Raw genomic sequence first — 17,950 nt, 5'->3', positions numbered from 1 at the left:
ATAGAAAGCTGTTCCTCTTGCTTGAAGTTCTTTGTATTTTTGCAAAAAATAAGGGGCCGGCTCATCTTTTTAGGCTGCTTCTTGTTCTTATAAAAACAATATTGTATACACTATATAGCAGCCCATGAAGACCTTGATGAGTTTGAACCAGATAAAAGCCCCAATTGCCGAAGAGCTAAAGACCTTTGAGGGGGTATTTGAGGAGGAATTGCGTTCGCAGGTTTCTTTATTGGATACCATTATGCGTTTTGTGGTCAAGCGAAAGGGCAAGCAGGTGCGGCCTTTATTTATTTTCCTATCGGCCAAAATTTGCGGCGAAATTGGGGAGATGAGTTATCATGCCGCCTCTTTGATTGAGATGTTGCATACGGCCTCTTTGATCCATGATGATGTGGTGGATGATTCTATGCAGCGCCGTGGATTTTTCTCGCTCAATGCACTTTGGGGCAATAAAGTGGCGGTGTTGATTGGCGATTATATGTTGGCCAAGGGGCTTTTGCTTTCTTTGAAAAATGAAGCTTATAATTTGCTACAAATCAGCTCCAATGCCATTAAGGAAATGAGTGAGGGCGAGCTTTTGCAGATTGAAAAAGCACGTCGTTTAGACATCAAAGAGGAGGTCTATTATGAGATTATCCGCAAGAAAACGGCTTCTTTGATTGCCGCGGCCTGTGCTTTGGGGGCGGCTTCTGTGGGCGCTACGGAAGAAGAGGTGGAGCGCATGCATTTGCTGGGGGAAAAAATTGGGATCGCCTTTCAGATTCGCGATGATTTATTTGATTTTGGCGATGGCGATGCGGGCAAGCCGCAGGGCAATGATATTCAGGAGAAAAAGATGACCTTGCCCTTGATTCACGCCTTGAATACGACCGATAAAAAGACCAGAAATTACATGGTCAATATCATCAAGAATGAAAACACCAACCCCAAAAAAATACAGGAAGTAACGGATTTTGTCTTGCAAAGTCCGGGCATAGCCTATACTCGTCAGAAAATGTATGACTATCAGGAGGAGGCTATAGCATTAATAAGAGCGTTTCCCGCATCGGAGGCGAGAGACGCTCTAGAAGGTTTGGTCCGTTTTGTCACGGAGCGCAAAAAGTAAGGATAAGGGGAGAAATCGTCTAAGTTTAATCATTAGCTAGGCTCAGGTTAACAATACATTTTGTAGTACGCTACCTGAGCCTAAAGCCTCATTTAAAAGACAACACCTCCACCGCCATGCAAACTGCCATAAATCTCATCGGCAATTTTGCGATTGTGTTCCCAGGCCATACTTTTATAATTGATTGCATCAATGATGTTACCAATCATACAAAGTCCACCCGTTAGCAAATAGAGGATGCCCATACCAATTTGGCCCATCATAAAACGATGAATGCCCGAAATACCGGCAAGAGGAGCTCCAATAGAAAGGCCCAAAACAAGTATAGGATCTAATCTTCGTCCCTTATAAATGCGTAAAAAACTCTTGCGGTCAGCACCGTCCATATCGTGAACAATGCCCGCCAAATATTCAACTTCTGCGGATTCTGCTTTAGGTAGCAGGACCATAATATCTTTTCTCATGGGAATGTTTTGTTTTAAAATATTTTCTGTGCTAAAAGATGCAACTAATTTTCTTCTTGCGCAACAAAGTCAACCAAAAGTTGAAGTTCTCTAGGGTTAAGCGGGACCCAAACCGTGGTCCACTGCCCTTCTTCAAAGTACAAACGGTCCAACTTTTTGCCCGTATAAACATAGCCAATTTTCATTCGGTCAAAAATCTCAGAATGCTGCATGCTCCCCATACGATTAAAGAGCTCTTTGGTCATTTCCTGATTATGATTGACATAAAGTTTTGGCTCGCCCAGCTCAAATAACAGCTCCTCGCCTTCTAGTTTCCAACTTCCTTCTACAAGGGTAAAATACTTTCCGCCGCCCGGAATTTCATTTTTGCTATAGCGCTTAAAGCTATGGTCTTTTTCTAGGATCAAATAAGAGTCGGTGCCCAAGCGGCTTTGTGTCCAGCTCCCAATCAAACTTTCTTCGGATTGGTCAAAGTCTGGACCACAAGAAAATAGCGCTAGGCATAAAACAATCGCTAAATATCGCATCTAGAGTTCGGTTTTTTTGCTATGTTCTTTACGAAATTGCTCCATTTCCTGAATTTCGCTGCTGCTGGCGGGCTTCCAGCCCACTCCATCCAATTGCAGTTTGTCATTTTTTTGGCCCGTACAAGAAAAGCTAACTTCTTGGTCCTCCAAGGCTTCCATATTCAACTCTGGAGCGATCAATTCAATGGCTTTTTCAATGGTTTTTGCGCTGCCTTCTGTCGCAATTTCAGGCGTTCCCTTATACTGAATGCGCAATTCCTCATTTTCCAAGCTCCAGCTTCCTCTGGCTACCATCAGCGCCTTGCCGCCCATCGGAATATTGACCTGAATATAGTTGGTTACGCTATGGTCGGCCCCAAATTCCATATAATTTTTCGAGACCAAAGTCACTTGCTTCCATTGCCCCAGGACCTGCCTCTCGGCATCGCTCAACAAAAGGCTACAACTGCTCAACAAAAAGAGCAAAACAAAAGAAAAACTGTAGGCTACTACTTTCATAAAGGTTTATGGTTTAATTATTTATGTTCTTTTAGAAAATCTTCAAGCAAATCAACATTAGCCTGGCTATAAGGACGGAGGGCCTCTCCTCCTCCTATCACTAACCCACCCTCCTCTGTAATTTCATAGAACTGCTCCGTAGCAAAATCCTCTTCCAAACCCTTCAAAAAATCATCCCGCATTTCATTTATTTTCATCCGCATAGCGGTATTCGCCAATGCAGAATTGACCGCTATTTCTGGAGGATCTCTTTTATCTAAGCGCAAAGATAACTTTCCATCAATCAGCTCCCAACTCATCTTCCCCTTAATAAGAAGTTCGCCCAGCAATAGATGAGAATAAAAAATATAAAATTTCCCCTGATGATTTGGATTAAATTGTAGACAGAATCTGGCCCCATCCTCCTCTACGCCCCAACTTCCCAACAGCTGCTGCTCTTCCTGAGAAGGTTGAAAAAGACAAGTGACTACAGTAATAGCAAGTAGAACAAATACACTAATTTTAACTAAGGTCTTCATATTTTAAATTTATTGTTTGGGGCTGCCCCGCCCTGCGGGCGGGTCGGGCTGTTTCAGGGCTCGCAGGTCTGCTCGGCCCTTCGCTTTTTTCGCTACGCTCAAAAAGCTCGGTCTGGCCTTCGGCCACCCTTGTCCATCCCTCAGCCTGCGGCCCTTCGGGCCTGCTCACCGCAAGAGGAGCGAAGCTTTCTAGGCCAGCTATTTTTTAAGGGCATAGCCTTCGCTATGGCCGGCCGACTAGCGAGAAATTGCTGCAAAGGATAAAAGTGAGTGCGTTTAAATCTGGCTATTGCCTGCGCCCTGCTCGCCGCAAAAGGAGCTAAGCTTTCCAGGCCAGACGAATAAGTCGATAAATGCGGTGTAGAAGGATAGCTATAGCGGGCAAACCCAAAGGGTGCATTTCCCAGGATTTGGCAAAACTGCCTTGCAGTGCAAAGGCTACCGATCGGCCCAAACCACAACCCCAACAGCTATCAAAACCAATAGCTCGATAAACACAAATACTAAAATGTTCTATCGCATCGGGCTGGGCAAAGAGGGCCAAATAGATTAGCGCAAATAACCAAACAGCTAATTCAAAATAGCCGCGAAAAAGTTTCCAAAGGATCACAATAATCTTAAAATTTCTTTAACGCCCTGCTGAAAAAAAGGCAGGGGCGTCCGATGTCCATGCTCGCCCCAAAGGTAATGTAACTGCTCTTTTTGAGGCCAATTGGCGGCTAAAAAAGCTTGGCTGCTACTAGGCGCAATCAATTGGTCATTTTGGCCAAAGGCCAAAAGCAACAAAGGCGTTTCTTCTCCACTCTGATCGGCCTTTACCTTAACAGAGCGTACGCCCAAGGCAGGATTAAACAACAAGGCTGGGATATCTAATAAGCGAGCCAGATGATAGGCAAAATAACCGCCCATACTACTCCCTACCAAAAGTTCTATCTCTTGCTCTAGCACTGCTTTTTGGGTCATTTCAAATAAAAAGGGCTGGCTCTTATATGGCATGGGCGGCGCCCAAACCTCATGGCCCTCTGCTTGGAGCCAGTTGGGTTTGGGGCCGCCCACCTTAGATTCTAGCCCATGGAAATAGGCAATTTTCATCTGCTTATTTTTGGACAATGCTCATGGTAATTACGCCCTTGGCCTTAAAGCCCTTATCAGAAGGATCGTATTTTCTTTTGAGCGCACATTTTTCTAATAAATCAATTTCTACCGCCTTGGTAAACTGCGCATTTTGAGGAAAATCCTTTACGCTAGCCATCTTGGCCTCAATTACATTTCCCTGAGGATCTACCAAGATTTCAATATAAGCGGTACGGTTGCCCGACTCAAACTGAGAGAGTTGGTTGGCGCTCAATTCACAATTACAAGCGCTAAGACAATTTCGGCCAGCGCCCAATTCTCCTGTGCCTTCGCCTTCTTTTCCTTTACCAATTCCGCCTAGGTCATCTTTTTTTCCGGCGGGAGTTCCCTGCTGTCCAGGGCCTGTTTTGTTTCCATTTCCAGCACCGGGAAAACTAGGCGTATAGGTATTAGAAGAGCTAGATGAAGAGGAAGAAGAATTATTATTGTTGCTGTTTTCGCTGGGCGTATTTTGGGGTGGTGTGGGCGTGGGTTCTGTTTTCACGGCCTCCGACTCCATATTATCATCCGTTTGGACCTCCTCAATTTCTTGGGTAGTTGGCGTAGGGTTATTTTCCTCTTGCGGTTGAGGGTCTGTAGTTGGCGTAGGATTTTCGGAAGCGCTACCGCCTGCAATTTGAACATTACCGAAAGAGGCTTCTAGTCCACCAGCCTCCTTAAGCGGATATTCATAGCTAAAGAACCGCCAAAAAATGAGCGTGAGCAGGAGAATCAGAAAGACCAGGGCCCCAATACGGGCAATATTTCGGTCTTTGCTTTGGCTCAGATGATCTGCGCCGGGTTGAAATTCCATTTCTTGAGTAGACATAAGGCTAGATTTTCTAACTAAAATAAGAGTGGTTTGGGCCTATTTCCGCGTTTTGCAGGCCCGATAGGGCCGCAGGCCACAACAAGGCTGCAAGCCGCAGTTCGACGACCAAAGGGAGTAACCGATGTGCAGCAGTGGCCGAAGGCCAGACCGAAGCCTGAAAGGCTGAAGGGCCGAGCGAGCAGCGAGCTGCGAAACGACAACAAGGCCGTTAGGCCGCAGTTCGACGACCGAAGGGAGTAACCGCCGACGAGCGAAGCGAGGCAGAGGCCCAAAAACAACATACTATATAACATATATAGCCCTAAGCTAAAAATTAGTTCCTCGGCAGGGTATAGAGTTGCAATTCGGCCTGTTCAAAGGCGTTGGCCACCTGAATGAGGGGGGCTATATCTTGGGCAGTGGCTTTGGGCGGCAAATAAAAGTGGATTTGCATATTGGGGTTAAGATCTTGGTAGCGCTCGACCTTTTGTCGAAGTTTGGGGGCAAAGCCCTCAAAATCTACGGTATCTCCTTGGACCCAATAGCGGCCCTGCGGCAGGCATTCGACTCTGAGAATGGTCGTTTTGTAGCTTTGCAGCAGGGCTTGAGTAAAGAGGTAGAAGAAGCCCCCCATCCCTAAGATGACCAAAAAGAGCAAATAGATGCGCCAGGAAGACAATTTTTGCGGGGCAAGGTTTTGTCGGAATCTGGGCATAGGGCTATAATCGGGTGGCCAAAATCATTTTGACGCCCACATCATTGAGGGCATCGACTACCGAAACCAGGGTTTGGGCATCGACCTTGGGATGTACATCTAGGATGACGGTCACCTCGCCAGCGGCTCGGCCATCGGCGAGGACATATTGGCCAATTTTGGCTTTGAGGGCGGGAATATCCACCTTGAGTTGATTAAATCGAATTTCCTTACTTTCATTAACCACAATAATTGCGGGTTTATTGGAGGAAATTGGTTTGGAACGGCTGGAGTTGGGCAACTTGAGGTTGATGGCTGTTGGGTTGACCAAAGAAGAGGTCAGCATGAAGAAAATCAACAACAAGAAGATAATATCGGTCAGCGAGGACATATTAAACTCGGCCGAAACCTCTGTACGTTTTTTCAGTCCCATAATAAATTGGAGCTTTTGAGGCCTTAAGGATCGGTGGCCAAGATGAGGCGAGCCTTATGTTTATTGCTCAGCGCCATGATTTCGACGATGGTGCTGGTGGGCTCATTTTTGTCTAGATTGAGGACAATAGTCACCTCGGTTTTGATTCCTTTTTGACGATTCTTTTCTCTTTCCTCGATAATCCGAAGTTCCATTCGGCGGTCCAAATTTTCTTTAGTCACCAGCTCCGACTCTATAAAATACTCACCTTCGGGAGTAACCGAAAGGGCAATATTTTGGGGAGAAGGCGTAGTACTGCTAGAAATTGGGCGATCGAGATTTTTGAGATTGGGGCTCGTCAGGCTAGAAGTAAGCATAAAAAAGATGAGCAGCAGAAAGATGATATCGGTCAGTGAAGACATATTAAATTCGGCCGATACCGAGCTGCGTTTACTGAGTCCCATAAGCTAAAAGGTTTTGCTCAGGGGCCTAGGCGGGCTCCTGTAGTAGGTCCATAAATTCAACGGTGGCAGCTTCCATCTTAAAGATGACGCGGCCCATGCTTGCGATCAGTGAGTTATAGCCGATAAAGGCGATAATTCCGACAAAAAGACCAAAAGCTGTAGTAATTAGGGCTTGGTAAATACCGCCTGCTAGGGCTTCTGTACTTACATCTCCGCCGGCCATATTCATAAAAGAAAGGATCATTCCGGTTACGGTACCAAAAAAGCCAATCATGGGAGCGGCACCAGAAATAGTGGCCAAAGTAGAGAGGCGTTTTTCGAGTTGGAAGATTTCTAGGTTACCTACATTTTCTACGGCGGCATTGATATCCTCTAGGGGTTTGCCGATGCGTTGTAGGCCTTTGGCGACCAAACGGGCTACGGGTGTATTGGTTTGACGGCAAAGTGCTAGGGCCGATTCTACATCTCCGGTTTGGACAAAGCCGCGAATTTGGGCCATAAAGTTTTCGTCTAGGTCGCCTGCGCGCTTAATGGTAAGATAGCGCTCGATGAGGATATAAACGGCCATAACGGCTAAGAGAAGCAGAATTACTGCAATGACAACCCCAATAGGGCCACCCGAAAAAATGACCTCAATGAGGGAAAAGCTTACCTCTTCAGGAACTACTTCGCCGCCATCGGTGGCCGTAGTCGTAGGGTCTTGAAACAGAAAGAATGGAAACATAATCTGCCAGTAGATTTAGGGTTAATAATCGGTATGATGGGCTAGGAAGCTAGCAATTTTAGCAATAATAAATAATATTTCGACAAGAAAAAGGCTTTGAAGGTTTAATTTCTATTTAAAGGCCTTTTATCTGCTGGATTCTATTTTTTGGGTTGAGCAGGGCGCAAAGCGCCCGCAGGCAATAGCCAGATTTAAACGCACTCACTTTTATAGTTTGCAGCAATTTCTCGCTAGTCGGCCCTATTTTTCTCCACCATAGCGAAGGCTATGCCCTTAAAAAATAGCTGGCCTAGCCAAAAATTCATAGCAAACTATAGCCAAAGCAGCGCGATTAAATCTGGCTTAGGGATGGATAGCAGTGGCCCGAAGGGCCAGACCGAACAAAAAGCGCAGCTTTTTTGTGAAGGGCCGAGCAGACCTGCGAGCTGCGGCACAGCCCGGCCCGCCTGAAAGGCGGGCAAGCCCCAAAGAAAAAAACATCCAAAGAGAGATAAATTTAGTGCATTAAATTGGTGGATAAAAGCTTTCACAAGAAGCTTAATAATGGGATTTTTTTATTAACCGCAGCTTAATGTAAAGCCTAAACTTCTTTATGAAGAGCTAAACTTCTGCTAAAGTAGGGCTAAGACTAGAAGCGTAGCTTTGCAGCAGATTTTTCACCAAATATTATCTTTCATGAGACATCTTTATGTATTGCTTTTGAGCCTTTGGGCTAGCCTGTCGTTTGGCTATCTCTTCTATTGGAGGAACGATTAACATTATTACGAGAACAACCGATCAGAAAAAAGGCGGTAGCTTTACCTCTATGATTGGTAATGATGGTTATTTCCGCAATGCGCTTACGCTGTCTACTGGGCGTTTGAAAGGCGGCTGGGCCATTACGGTTTCTGGCGCCTACACACAAGGAAATGGCTACATTGATGGAACTAGCTTTTTGGGCGGCTCTTATTTTGCCTCTATTGCTAAAGAATTTGGCGAAAAACACCGGCTCGTTTTTACGGCTATTGGTGCTCCCCAAAGCCATGGCCAAAGAACCTTTAGAGAAAGCCTGATGACCTATGATTCTATCCGCGATTATCGCTATAACTCCGATTGGGGCTACTTAGACGGCAAAGAATACAATATGCGCCGCAACTTTTATCATAAACCCCAAATGGCCCTCAATCACTATTGGACCATCAACGAGAAGCTCTTTCTCTCTACTTCTGCCTACTATTCTGTGGGCCGTGGTGGTGGAACTGGCGACCGTGGAAGCATTGATGGCCGAGGCAGCTGGGCTTACCGAGATGATCAAGGCCTTCTCCGTATGGACGATATTGTGGCCTGGAACCAAGGAAGCGATAACATCGGTGGCTTTCCGAGCAGCGGAAAATATCAGGTGGCTGGACTAGGATCTGTGGCCGGAGAAAATGATGGACTAATTCGCCGTAGCTCTGTCAACTCACACAACTGGGCAGGCCTGCTCTCTAACCTGACCTATAATATCAATGAGCAATTTACGGCCTCTGGAGGAATTGATCTACGTTACTACAAAGGCATCCACTACCGAGAAATCAATGACCTTTTGGGCAATGACTATTGGTTAGACTCTAGAGATATTAACGCCCAAAGCGATAGCGTCGACCTTAATGGAGATGGCCAAATTGACCGCAGAGAAAGAGGCGCCTTGAAAAAAGAAGGCGACAAAATCCAATACTATAATGATGGCGTTGTGGGCTGGCAAGGCGTTTTTGGCCAACTAGAATATGATAACCAAAGCGGACTCACGGCCTTCTTCTCTGGCGCCCTCTCTAATACCTCTTATAAAAGAGTAGATTACTTCCAATACGAAGAAGGTAATCAGGAAAGTGAGAGCTACAATTTTATTGGATATACCGCCAAAGCTGGCGTCAACTACAATATCAACAAGGCCCATAACGTCTTTGCCAACATTGGCTACTTCTCTAGAGCCCCTATTTTTGATGTGGTTTTTCCCAACTACAACAATGACGCTAATGAAGAGGCTAAAAATGAGAAGACCTTTGGGGCTGAAATTGGCTACGGGCTCCGCCTCCAAAAAGTGATGGCCAATGTCAACCTTTATCACACTCGCTGGATGGATAAGTCCTTTATCCGTGGCTACCAAGATAGCCAAGGCGATAATTTCACCGCCAACCTTACAGGCCTTGATGCCATTCACAAAGGGATCGAAATTGATGGAAAAGCCCTTTTGGCCAAAGATCTCTACCTTACTTTTATGGCCTCTTTTGGCGACTGGCAATGGACCAATAATGTAGAGGCCCTCATCAGCGATGATGATAATGTAGTCATTGATACCGCTTTTGTTTATGCCAAGGGCCTTAAGGTCGGCGATGCCGCCCAAACGACCATGAGCCTCGGTCTAGAGTACAAACTTCCCTTTGGTCTACAACTAGATGCCAACTATTATTATGCGGCCAATCTATACGCCAACTTTGACCCCGTTGATTACAACAGCAGCGCAGCAGAAGGTCGCCAAGCCCTAAAATTGCCTAGCTACGGCCTACTCAATGGCGGTATTGGCTACCGTTTTGCCTTCAATAAAGTAGCGCTAAAACTTCGCGCTAATGTCAATAACATCCTGGATACCAAGTACGTAGCCGAGGCCGACAATTTCTATGCGCCCAATATGAGCAATGAACAAATGTTGCAATCGGCCACTGGTTTCTATGGTTTTGGCCGCACATGGAATGTTTCTTTAAAACTAGAGTTCTAAGTCAATTAGAGAAGTTGATATTTACCTTTTCTGCCCTAGTAGTTTATTCTACTGGGGCTTTTTTTGGGGCTGCCCACTCGCTTCGCTCGGGTCGGGCTGTGCCGCAGCTCGCAGGTTTGCTCGGCCCTTCGGCGGCTCTGCCGCCTCGGTCTGGCCTGCGGCCACTGCTATCCATCCCTCAGCCTGCGGGCGCTTTGCGCCCTGTTTACTGCAGCAGGTACGTCCTGAACTCCATCAGATACGTCCCTATACCTCATTGGGTACGTCCTAAACTCCATCAGATACGTCCCTAAACCCCATTGGGTACGTCCTAAACTCCATCAGATACGTCCCTATACCTCATTGGGTACGTCCTGAACTCCATCAGATACGTCCCTAAACCCCATTGGGTACGTCCTGAACTCCATCAGATACGTCCCTATACCCCATTGGGTACGTCCTGAACTCCATCAGATACGTCCCTATACCCCATTGGGTACGTCCTGAACTCCATCAGATACGTCCCTAAACCCCATTGGGTACGTCCTGAACTCCATCAGATACGTCGCTATACCCCATTAGATACGTTCTGAACTCCATTGGGTACGTTCCTATACTCCATTAGATAGGTCCCTATACCCCATTGGGTACGTTCCTCAACCCCATTAAGTAGGTCTAGGGACCTCCAAATAGACGTCCAGTGACGTCTATTTGGGGTCTTACAACCTATACGATGGACTTCCACAACCTATATAATGGACTCCCATAACCTATATGATGGACTTCAACCACCTCTATCATACAGTAAAGGACCGCATCAGAGCAGTACAGCTACTGCATAGCAACAGTAAATGAGTAGAACCAAAGACTAAAGAAGAGGAATAATGTACTCTTCAGGATTTTGTGTATTAAAATAAAACTTGGGCCTTTAGCTTGTTGGGATTTAGCCAATAGTCGCCTAGGGACAAGCCCCTAGGCAGCAAAAAGGAGAAACACAAAATGTTAAACAGTTTCCCTTTTCCAAATCTAAGCAGCAAAGAAGCGGCGAAGCCGCCATGGCCGAAGGCCAAACAGGCCCAGCGCTGCGGAGCGGGTGGCCGAAGGCCAGACCGAGCAAAACGAGCCTTAGCGAAGTTTTGCGAAGGGCCGAACAGCCCTGTGAGCCCCGCAGCATAGCGGCGGCCGACCTAGGCGGAGCCTAGCCGGCCGCGGGCCCCAAATCCCTCCCTTTATCCTCCTAGCTGTTAAAAAAAACTAAAAGCTTGTTCAATTTATAGGGGCTTGGGGATAGGGTTCATCTTTTGGGCAGAAACAACTTTAATTGAAATCATGAAAGCACTAAAATTTGACAAGAGCCAGCAGCTCGAATTTGTGCGCCAGCTCAAGGCGCGGGTACAAGATTATTTTGCAGAGCAGGAAAAGCGGCCCTCTGGGAATCGGCAATTGTACTTAAAAGCAGTTTTGATGTTGGCCCTTTATGTACTGCCTTTATTGGCTCTTTTTATTTTTCAGCCTAGTCATTATGTCCTTATTTTGGGCCTCTACTTTTTGATGGGTTTGGGGATGGTTGGCATTGGAGTGAGTGTGATGCACGATGCCGTGCATGCCTCTTTTTCATCAAAATCTTGGGTCAATCGCCTATTTGCCCATAGTATGGAGTTGGTGGGGGGGTCTTCTTTTAATTGGCAGGTGCAGCATAATGTTTTGCACCATAGCTACACGAATATTTCGGGTTGGGATGAAGACATTAGCCATAAGGCGATTTTGCGTTTGGAGCCCGAGGAGCCTTGGCGGGCGGTACATCGTTACCAGCATATTTATGCCTTACCAATCTATAGTTTGCTCACTTTGAGCTGGATTATTTGGGGCGATTATCAGTCGCTCTACCGTTATACCAAAAAGAATTTGCTTTTGGGCAAAAAGCCCTTGGCGGTTTGGGCAAAACTGATTTCTTTTAAGCTAGCCTATCTTTTTGTGCAGTTTATTTTGCCCATTTTTATTTTGGGGATCCCTGCTTTGGCGGTCATTTTGGGCTTTCTGCTCATGCATTTGGTGGCGGGTTTTCTGCTCTCTAGTATTTTTCAGTTGGCGCATGTGGTAGAGGGACCAGATTATCCTCAGGCCGATGAAAATGGGCGTCTTGCGAAAAGCTGGATGGCCCATCAGCTAGAAACCACAGCCAATTTTTCTAGAGGAAAAGCCTGGATATCTTGGTGTATTGGGGGACTCAACTACCAGATTGAGCACCATCTTTTTCCACATATTTCTCATGTGCATTATCCCAAACTGGCTCCTATTGTCCAGCAAACGGCAGCCGAATTTGGTCTACCCTATCATGAGCACCCTAGTTTTTTTAAGGCCCTGCAGTCGCATTTGCGTTGTTTGCGAGTTTTAGGACAAAAAAAATAGTACCCTAAAGCAAAAAAGCCAAGGACACTTGTCCTTGGCTTTTTCTTTTTTTGACGCAAATTTGGGCCTAAAGGCCAGCGGCTTCTCTTTGTTTTTTCAGCCAGGCGATAGCTTCGGCCTCATTAGTAAACATCTTGATGGGATGCTTATGTTTGTTGATGCGAATCATAAAATTGCCTAGAATTTTAGATGCTCCGCTATTGATCAATGCGGCCACGGCATGAAAGTTTGCGTCCTTGGCATCTGCGGCAGTCACTTTACGGGCTTCTTTGCTCATTCCTTTTACTGCACGCATATCGGAAAGGAAATAAATAGGTTCTTTTCCCTTGAGCTGAAAACACTGATCAAAGCAATCGTAGGAATCTTGGGCTTCCAGATAAGCGCCCTCATCCATTCTTTGGATAACAATTCCATTAGCTTCATCTACAATCAGCCAGCTTTTTTTTAATCGTACTTTTTTTTCCATTTTCTCTTATAGTGTGTTTAGCTGACGAAGATAAGGGTTTTCCTTCATTTTTCTAGCTTAAAACTGGACAAAATAGGCTGACGAATAAAGCCTTCTTAAAAAAAGCATAGCCTTAGTTGCGCTTTAGCTAAAATGCCTTTATATTTAAGAAAGACCCAAAACACCTAAGACAATCAGCGACTTTGCCTTTTCGGCTAAGTTTGCCATCTATTTAAATACAGAAGCAGGAGCGCAGCAAGCGTTTCTGCCAGCTACTTTATAACTGGGTCTGGCTGCCAAATGGCGGCTAGGCTTTTTTTTTACCTCAAACAATAAGATTATGACTTACCCGCATCATTTGCACCCTACTTTTGAAGAAGGACTTAAGAATTTATCGCAGGAAGACCAAAGTCGAATTCGCAAAAAGATTCAGTTTCTCAAAGAGAACTTTGATTGGAACGGCAGTCGGTTTCAGGCCCTACGCCTAAAAAGTGGCTTACACAAAGAAAAGGTTGGCCGTTCGGAGAACGTCTATCGGCTGATTTATAAATTTGAAGCAGATCAGCTCTTTTTTCTGGAGTTGTTCAAGCGAAAAAGCAATGACTACGACAAGATAGTCACAGACATAGAGAGTTGGTACAACAAGCATTTTTTGGAAGATGTGGAGGCGCTAAAAGCGCAGCAAAGGAGTGTACATAATGAAATGCAGAGCTTGCGGGAGCCGCTACCTGTTCCTTTTGACAAAATGCTACAAGAGGTAAAAAACGAAAAGCCCATACTTTCTTTTTTTGAGGCCAAAAACTGGCGCAAAACCATTAGGAAGCACTTTAATGCGAGTTCTAGGATCAAGGTCTTTCTCTATGACCTAATTGAAGCCAATTTAGACAGCTACGATTATAAGGAGTATAATCACAACAGCCTGATCTTTGGCAAGGAAGGGCATTATATTTTGGCGGCTCAATTGGCCCAGGACGAAAGCGAGCAGCGGGTGGGCTACCTACTTTATGCCTTTGGGACCAAAGCAGAAATGCAAAACTATCTAACCACCTTTGAAGAGCAGCTCATTAGTTTTGAAGAAGACAGTCAGGCCAAAAAGCTAGACCGTTTGGCGGTTCGGGCCTATGGAGAGGAGGTCTTATATTCTGATGAACTTTGGGAAATGATTGTGCCCAAACAAATTCAAGACTTTAAAGAAAACATCAACTTGGCCCTTAGCCCAGAGCAGGAGCAGCTTTTGCGTACATTTGACTTCCCGCTAATGATTGATGGGCAAGCGGGTAGTGGAAAATCGACCATGCTCTACTATTTATATCGCAATATTCTCAAGGTCTACTTAGAAAAACCCGCTCAACTTTCAGCTGAGGGCTGGTCGCTACATATTGATCCACCACTCTACCTCAGTTATAATAAAAAACTGCTCAAGGCAGCAGAGAACACGATTCGCAACCTTTTGCGCAGTTCTTCTGAAGAAAGTATGGAATTAGAAAAGAAAATCCAGGCCGAAGACTTTCAGCGCTTCTTTTCTTCTTTTAGAGACCTCTTACTAAAGATTTATCGACAGGCCAGTGAAGACCGACAGCAATACAGAGCCCCAAAATATGTTGATTTTGCCCGCTTTTCTCAGGAGTATGCCGCAGACTGTAAAGACGCCAGCAAGGTTTCGGCAGAAGTGGCCTGGTATATTATCCGTAGCTATATCAAAGGCTATCAGAAAGAGATTTTGGGCGAGGACGACTTCAATTTAATTGAAAAAAAGGACCGAAGAATTATCAATCCAGAGCTCTTTAAGCGGGTACATCAAGGGCCCTACAAATGGTATAAGCGCCGTTGTGAGGAACTTGGGCTTTGGGATGAGCAAGACCTTGTTCGAGAAATTTTAATTAAAGGCTGGTATACCGATAGCAGCTATAGTTTTTTAGTTTGCGATGAGTCACAGGATTTTTCTCGGCTAGAAATCAACCTCTTACTGCGTCTATCTCAGTACAGCAACTTCAATTTAGAAGATGTTCGACAGTTGCCGCTCATTTTTGCAGGAGACCCCTTTCAGGCGGTCAATCCTACAGGTTTTCGCTGGGCCTTGCTCAAAGGAAGTCTAGGCAATTTGTTGGGCGAAATGCAAGAACAACTCAGCCAAGAGCATTTGTCTCCGCCTGATATTGAACCTTTGCACCACAACTACCGCTCGACCAGTAGCATTATTCAGTTGGCCAATATTATTCAGTACAAAAGGAGAGATTTTCCCGCCAGCAAAGATATTCTCCCCCAAACCGTATATAAAGATGCAGAAGGGAGCCTGGCCCCCTCGGTCTTTTGTTTTGGCCCGGCAGAACAGGAGGTCAATAGCGAGCTGCTCAAGCGCTTAGATGCCACCACCTTTCTGTTGCCCTTTGACCGTATAGAAGGCGTACAACTCAGCGAACTAGAAGAGAGCGCTATTCCTATGTTTGAGGCTTTGGCCCAAGCCTTTGGGCAGGAGGAAACGAAGAACAAACCCATTTCTAACCTAGAAACGGCCCTTTCGGCCAAGGGACTAGAGTACCCCAACATTATTCTCTATGGCTTTGGGGCCTATTTGGCCGAGCAAGGGCTCAGCCTAGACCTGCTTATTGAGCAACTGAGCGATGAGCAACAGTTCAAACTCAACTATTTTTATAATAAGCTTTATGTGGCCCTAACCAGAGCCAAAGACCGCCTTTATATTATTGATAGCCAAGCAGGTATTTCGGCCCTTTGGAGCATTCTTCAAAAAGGCAGAACATTGCTAGAAGAAAATCAAGAAAACCATAAAGACTGGCTCAACTTTGAGTTTGAAGACCGCCTGATCCAACTCAACACCCCCGCCCAAGAACTCGATCATATTGAGCAAAAACCTCTAGAAATTGCTGAAGAACACCGCCAACAGGCCGAAAATGCGGACCATAAGCAGATAGAGGCCAATGCCTACCGCAAAGCGGTCTACTTTTACAATAAAGCCCTCGATAATCCAGAATACAATAATGTCTATAAAGAGATTAGCAGCAAGCGAAATGAGTCGGAAGCCAAAATGCTCTTGGCCGAAGGCCAATATGAGGCCGCCGCTGAAAAATTCTCAGATATGGGCAAAAGGAAAGCCGTTTTAGAAGCCTACCTCTGTGGTTGTCTACTAGACAAGGCCCTCAAGGTAGCCAGACAACAGAATGATAAATTTTGGGAGAAAGTCTTAACCTTTATGCTACAGCCTAAAGAAAGAAATCTGGTCGTCTGCCTAGAACAAAATATGCAAAGTAAATTGTTTTTCGAGCTCGACCCTCTGGTCTATCCCAAACGCCAAGCCCTTTTGCTCGAAATGCAAAAGCAGTTATTGGCCTTTTTCCAAAAGCAAAAAGATAATAACCGCTTTGATCGCTATGCCTTGCTGGCCCGAAATATCGCCCAACTAGAGGAAGAAGAAATTTCTAAACAGCTACAACTGCATTTGGCCAACAGATACTTCCAAATGCAGAAATACCAAGAAGCACTTGAAATTTGGCAGTATGTTGACCCCAAAATGGAAAGTACCGAAAAACTACTCGCCCAAGTCCGAACGACTAAAGACCCACAAGAAAAAGTGCGCATTTTAGACCGAAATGTCCGTGAACCCGCCCTCCTACAAGAACTCTACAGAATCTGGTTGCTAAAAGTAAGAGACAATATACAATATAGCGAAGCCCAGCAAAGAGAACTCATCCGCTTAATGATTCGAAAAGAAGAACGCTATATCACCATCATTGAGGCCCACGATATCAAACAAAACATCAAGTTCGATATCTTGTCGCTAGACACCCAAATCAACTACCGAAGTAAACAACAGCTTGCACTCAAACGCAAACTCCTCGACTATTATTTGGAAAAAGAGGACCGCCTAGAACGCCTAGAAGCAGGCAAAAACCTAAGCTGGCTGCTCGAAATTTTAGCCGACCACAAACAGCTAGAAGAACTGTTCTCTGATAAACTCGTTTTGCCCCTCTTCGCTAAAATTCGAGGGAAAAAAGAACGGGCCTACTTGCTCCCCAAATTCCTGAAGTTGGTCCAAGAACGCATGGCTATGCAAAAAGACCCCAATGCCTGGCGATTCAATATTGAACAAGAACCTATGGACCCCAACCTCCGAGGCGAATTGCTAGCCGGTATGCGCCTCTGGCTAGAAGATTTGGCCATAGACAAAGATTGGAGCAATTTTGCCACATATAAAGAAGAGGTTTTCGACTTCTTTGAATGGGTCCAAATGCGCCCCTACAAAAAAGGCCGCTTTGGCAGCCCTAGCGATAAGTTTGAAGAACAGCTCCAAAGCGTCAACCCCAACATAAAAACATATATCCGAAAACGAAAAGAGCAGTTCAATAAAGACCTACAGCGCTACAAACAAAGCATTAAACGCAATAAGGACCAAGACGAACTAAACGAAAATAAACAAGGACAAACTTCTGCCTGGGAAAACCTCTTCCCCATTATCATCGACCCCAAACAAGCCGATTTTAGCCCAAGCCTCATGCACTTCGAAAAACAACGACTAGAGGCCAAATGGGGCGATATGAAACTTAAATTCTACCCCAAAAAACTTAAAATTAGCTGGAGTAGCCCAGAGGGAGAGGTCGACCTTACCGTCGATTGGAACCAAAGCCCCAAACTCCTCTCCGATGATTATGAAATTGAACACAAAAATGACCGCTATCTGGCCAGCGAAATCAATTTTAGCCTGCACATTATCTCTACGGAGGTCCTAGAACTTCAAGCCGATAACAAAAAACTTCGCTTCCAACTAAAGTAAGTTAAGCCAAAAGCAGCCCCTCAAGGGCTGCTTTTTTTACGCCTGTATTTCAAGTTTTCATATTTCTATTTTTTGGGGCTGCCCCTGCGGCCTGCGGCCTTGGGTCGGGCCATTGCGCAGCTCGCTCTCTGCTCGGCCCTGCAGCGGCTGCGCCGCTTTGGTCTGCCGCCTGCGGCGGCCCTGCTACAGCCCCTCAGCCAGATTGATTTAAGGGCCAAAGAAGAAGGCCCAAAGTAAAAACGCCCCGATGAGCGGCCCAGCGCTGCG

16 protein-coding genes are annotated in these 17,950 nt (G+C 45.6%); 4 read left to right on the top strand and 12 right to left on the bottom strand.

The genetic code is table 11. From position 1 onward, the window contains the following. The first annotated feature begins 124 nt into the window (after positions 1–124). Positions 125–1,105 (top strand): polyprenyl synthetase family protein, encoded by a 981-nt coding sequence (locus SGRA_RS17085; protein ID WP_015694057.1) that lies wholly within the window; start codon positions 125–127, stop codon positions 1,103–1,105. A gap of 92 nt (positions 1,106–1,197) precedes the next feature. Here SGRA_RS17085 and SGRA_RS17080 read toward each other — a convergent pair whose 3' ends face one another. From SGRA_RS17080 to SGRA_RS17025, 11 genes are all read right to left on the bottom strand, one after another. Further along, positions 1,198–1,569 carry a TM2 domain-containing protein gene (locus SGRA_RS17080; RefSeq protein WP_015694056.1) on the bottom strand — a complete coding sequence of 124 codons (372 nt, stop codon included), beginning with the start codon at positions 1,567–1,569 and terminating at the stop codon, positions 1,198–1,200. Positions 1,570–1,613: 44 nt separating this feature from the next. Then, the gene (locus tag SGRA_RS17075; protein ID WP_015694055.1) at positions 1,614–2,096 is read right to left on the bottom strand and encodes a hypothetical protein; all 483 of its coding nucleotides are present in this window, start codon (positions 2,094–2,096) and stop codon (positions 1,614–1,616) included. Then, complete coding sequence (locus SGRA_RS17070; RefSeq protein ID WP_015694054.1) at positions 2,097–2,594, bottom strand: hypothetical protein; 498 nt, start codon at positions 2,592–2,594, stop codon at positions 2,097–2,099. 17 nt (positions 2,595–2,611) lie between these two features. Beyond that, positions 2,612–3,112 carry a ferredoxin reductase domain-containing protein gene (locus tag SGRA_RS17065; protein WP_015694053.1) on the bottom strand — a complete coding sequence of 167 codons (501 nt, stop codon included), beginning with the start codon at positions 3,110–3,112 and terminating at the stop codon, positions 2,612–2,614. A gap of 319 nt (positions 3,113–3,431) precedes the next feature. Further along, a complete protein-coding gene (locus SGRA_RS17060) occupies positions 3,432–3,722 on the bottom strand; it encodes a DUF2752 domain-containing protein (protein WP_015694052.1) in 291 nt (96 codons plus the stop codon). After that, positions 3,719–4,204 carry a YqiA/YcfP family alpha/beta fold hydrolase gene (locus SGRA_RS17055; RefSeq protein ID WP_015694051.1) on the bottom strand — a complete coding sequence of 162 codons (486 nt, stop codon included), beginning with the start codon at positions 4,202–4,204 and terminating at the stop codon, positions 3,719–3,721. The genes SGRA_RS17060 and SGRA_RS17055 overlap by 4 nt, the downstream gene beginning before the upstream one ends. A gap of 4 nt (positions 4,205–4,208) precedes the next feature. Next, positions 4,209–5,054, bottom strand: a complete 846-nt coding sequence (locus SGRA_RS17050; RefSeq protein ID WP_015694050.1) for a hypothetical protein — start codon at positions 5,052–5,054, stop codon at positions 4,209–4,211. A gap of 316 nt (positions 5,055–5,370) precedes the next feature. After that, positions 5,371–5,751 carry a hypothetical protein gene (locus SGRA_RS17040; RefSeq protein ID WP_050981182.1) on the bottom strand — a complete coding sequence of 127 codons (381 nt, stop codon included), beginning with the start codon at positions 5,749–5,751 and terminating at the stop codon, positions 5,371–5,373. A gap of 4 nt (positions 5,752–5,755) precedes the next feature. Then, positions 5,756–6,163 carry an ExbD/TolR family protein gene (locus tag SGRA_RS17035; RefSeq protein ID WP_015694047.1) on the bottom strand — a complete coding sequence of 136 codons (408 nt, stop codon included), beginning with the start codon at positions 6,161–6,163 and terminating at the stop codon, positions 5,756–5,758. Between the two features lie 23 nt (positions 6,164–6,186). Beyond that, positions 6,187–6,606 carry an ExbD/TolR family protein gene (locus SGRA_RS17030; RefSeq protein ID WP_002660361.1) on the bottom strand — a complete coding sequence of 140 codons (420 nt, stop codon included), beginning with the start codon at positions 6,604–6,606 and terminating at the stop codon, positions 6,187–6,189. 25 nt (positions 6,607–6,631) lie between these two features. Then, complete coding sequence (locus SGRA_RS17025; protein WP_002660359.1) at positions 6,632–7,330, bottom strand: MotA/TolQ/ExbB proton channel family protein; 699 nt, start codon at positions 7,328–7,330, stop codon at positions 6,632–6,634. Between the two features lie 724 nt (positions 7,331–8,054). Here SGRA_RS17025 and SGRA_RS17015 point away from each other — a divergent pair. Together SGRA_RS17015 and SGRA_RS17010 are read left to right on the top strand one after the other, a co-directional pair. Beyond that, positions 8,055–10,064, top strand: coding sequence for a TonB-dependent receptor (locus tag SGRA_RS17015; RefSeq protein ID WP_187288173.1), 2,010 nt, complete (start codon positions 8,055–8,057; stop codon positions 10,062–10,064). Between the two features lie 1,308 nt (positions 10,065–11,372). Next, on the top strand, positions 11,373–12,452 hold the full coding sequence (locus SGRA_RS17010) for a fatty acid desaturase family protein (protein WP_015694043.1): 1,080 nt from the start codon (positions 11,373–11,375) through the stop codon (positions 12,450–12,452). Positions 12,453–12,519: 67 nt separating this feature from the next. On the opposite strand, the gene SGRA_RS17005 is transcribed toward SGRA_RS17010, so the two are convergent. Beyond that, positions 12,520–12,918, bottom strand: coding sequence for a DUF7793 family protein (locus SGRA_RS17005; protein WP_015694042.1), 399 nt, complete (start codon positions 12,916–12,918; stop codon positions 12,520–12,522). Between the two features lie 319 nt (positions 12,919–13,237). On the opposite strand from SGRA_RS17005, the gene SGRA_RS17000 reads away from it, so the two are divergent. Continuing rightward, on the top strand, positions 13,238–17,683 hold the full coding sequence (locus SGRA_RS17000) for a hypothetical protein (protein WP_015694041.1): 4,446 nt from the start codon (positions 13,238–13,240) through the stop codon (positions 17,681–17,683). Positions 17,684–17,950 lie beyond the last annotated feature (267 nt).

It is taken from the genome of Saprospira grandis str. Lewin (genome assembly GCF_000250635.1).
Classification (GTDB): domain Bacteria; phylum Bacteroidota; class Bacteroidia; order Chitinophagales; family Saprospiraceae; genus Saprospira; species Saprospira grandis.
This window is presented reverse-complemented; position numbering and strand designations above follow the sequence as displayed.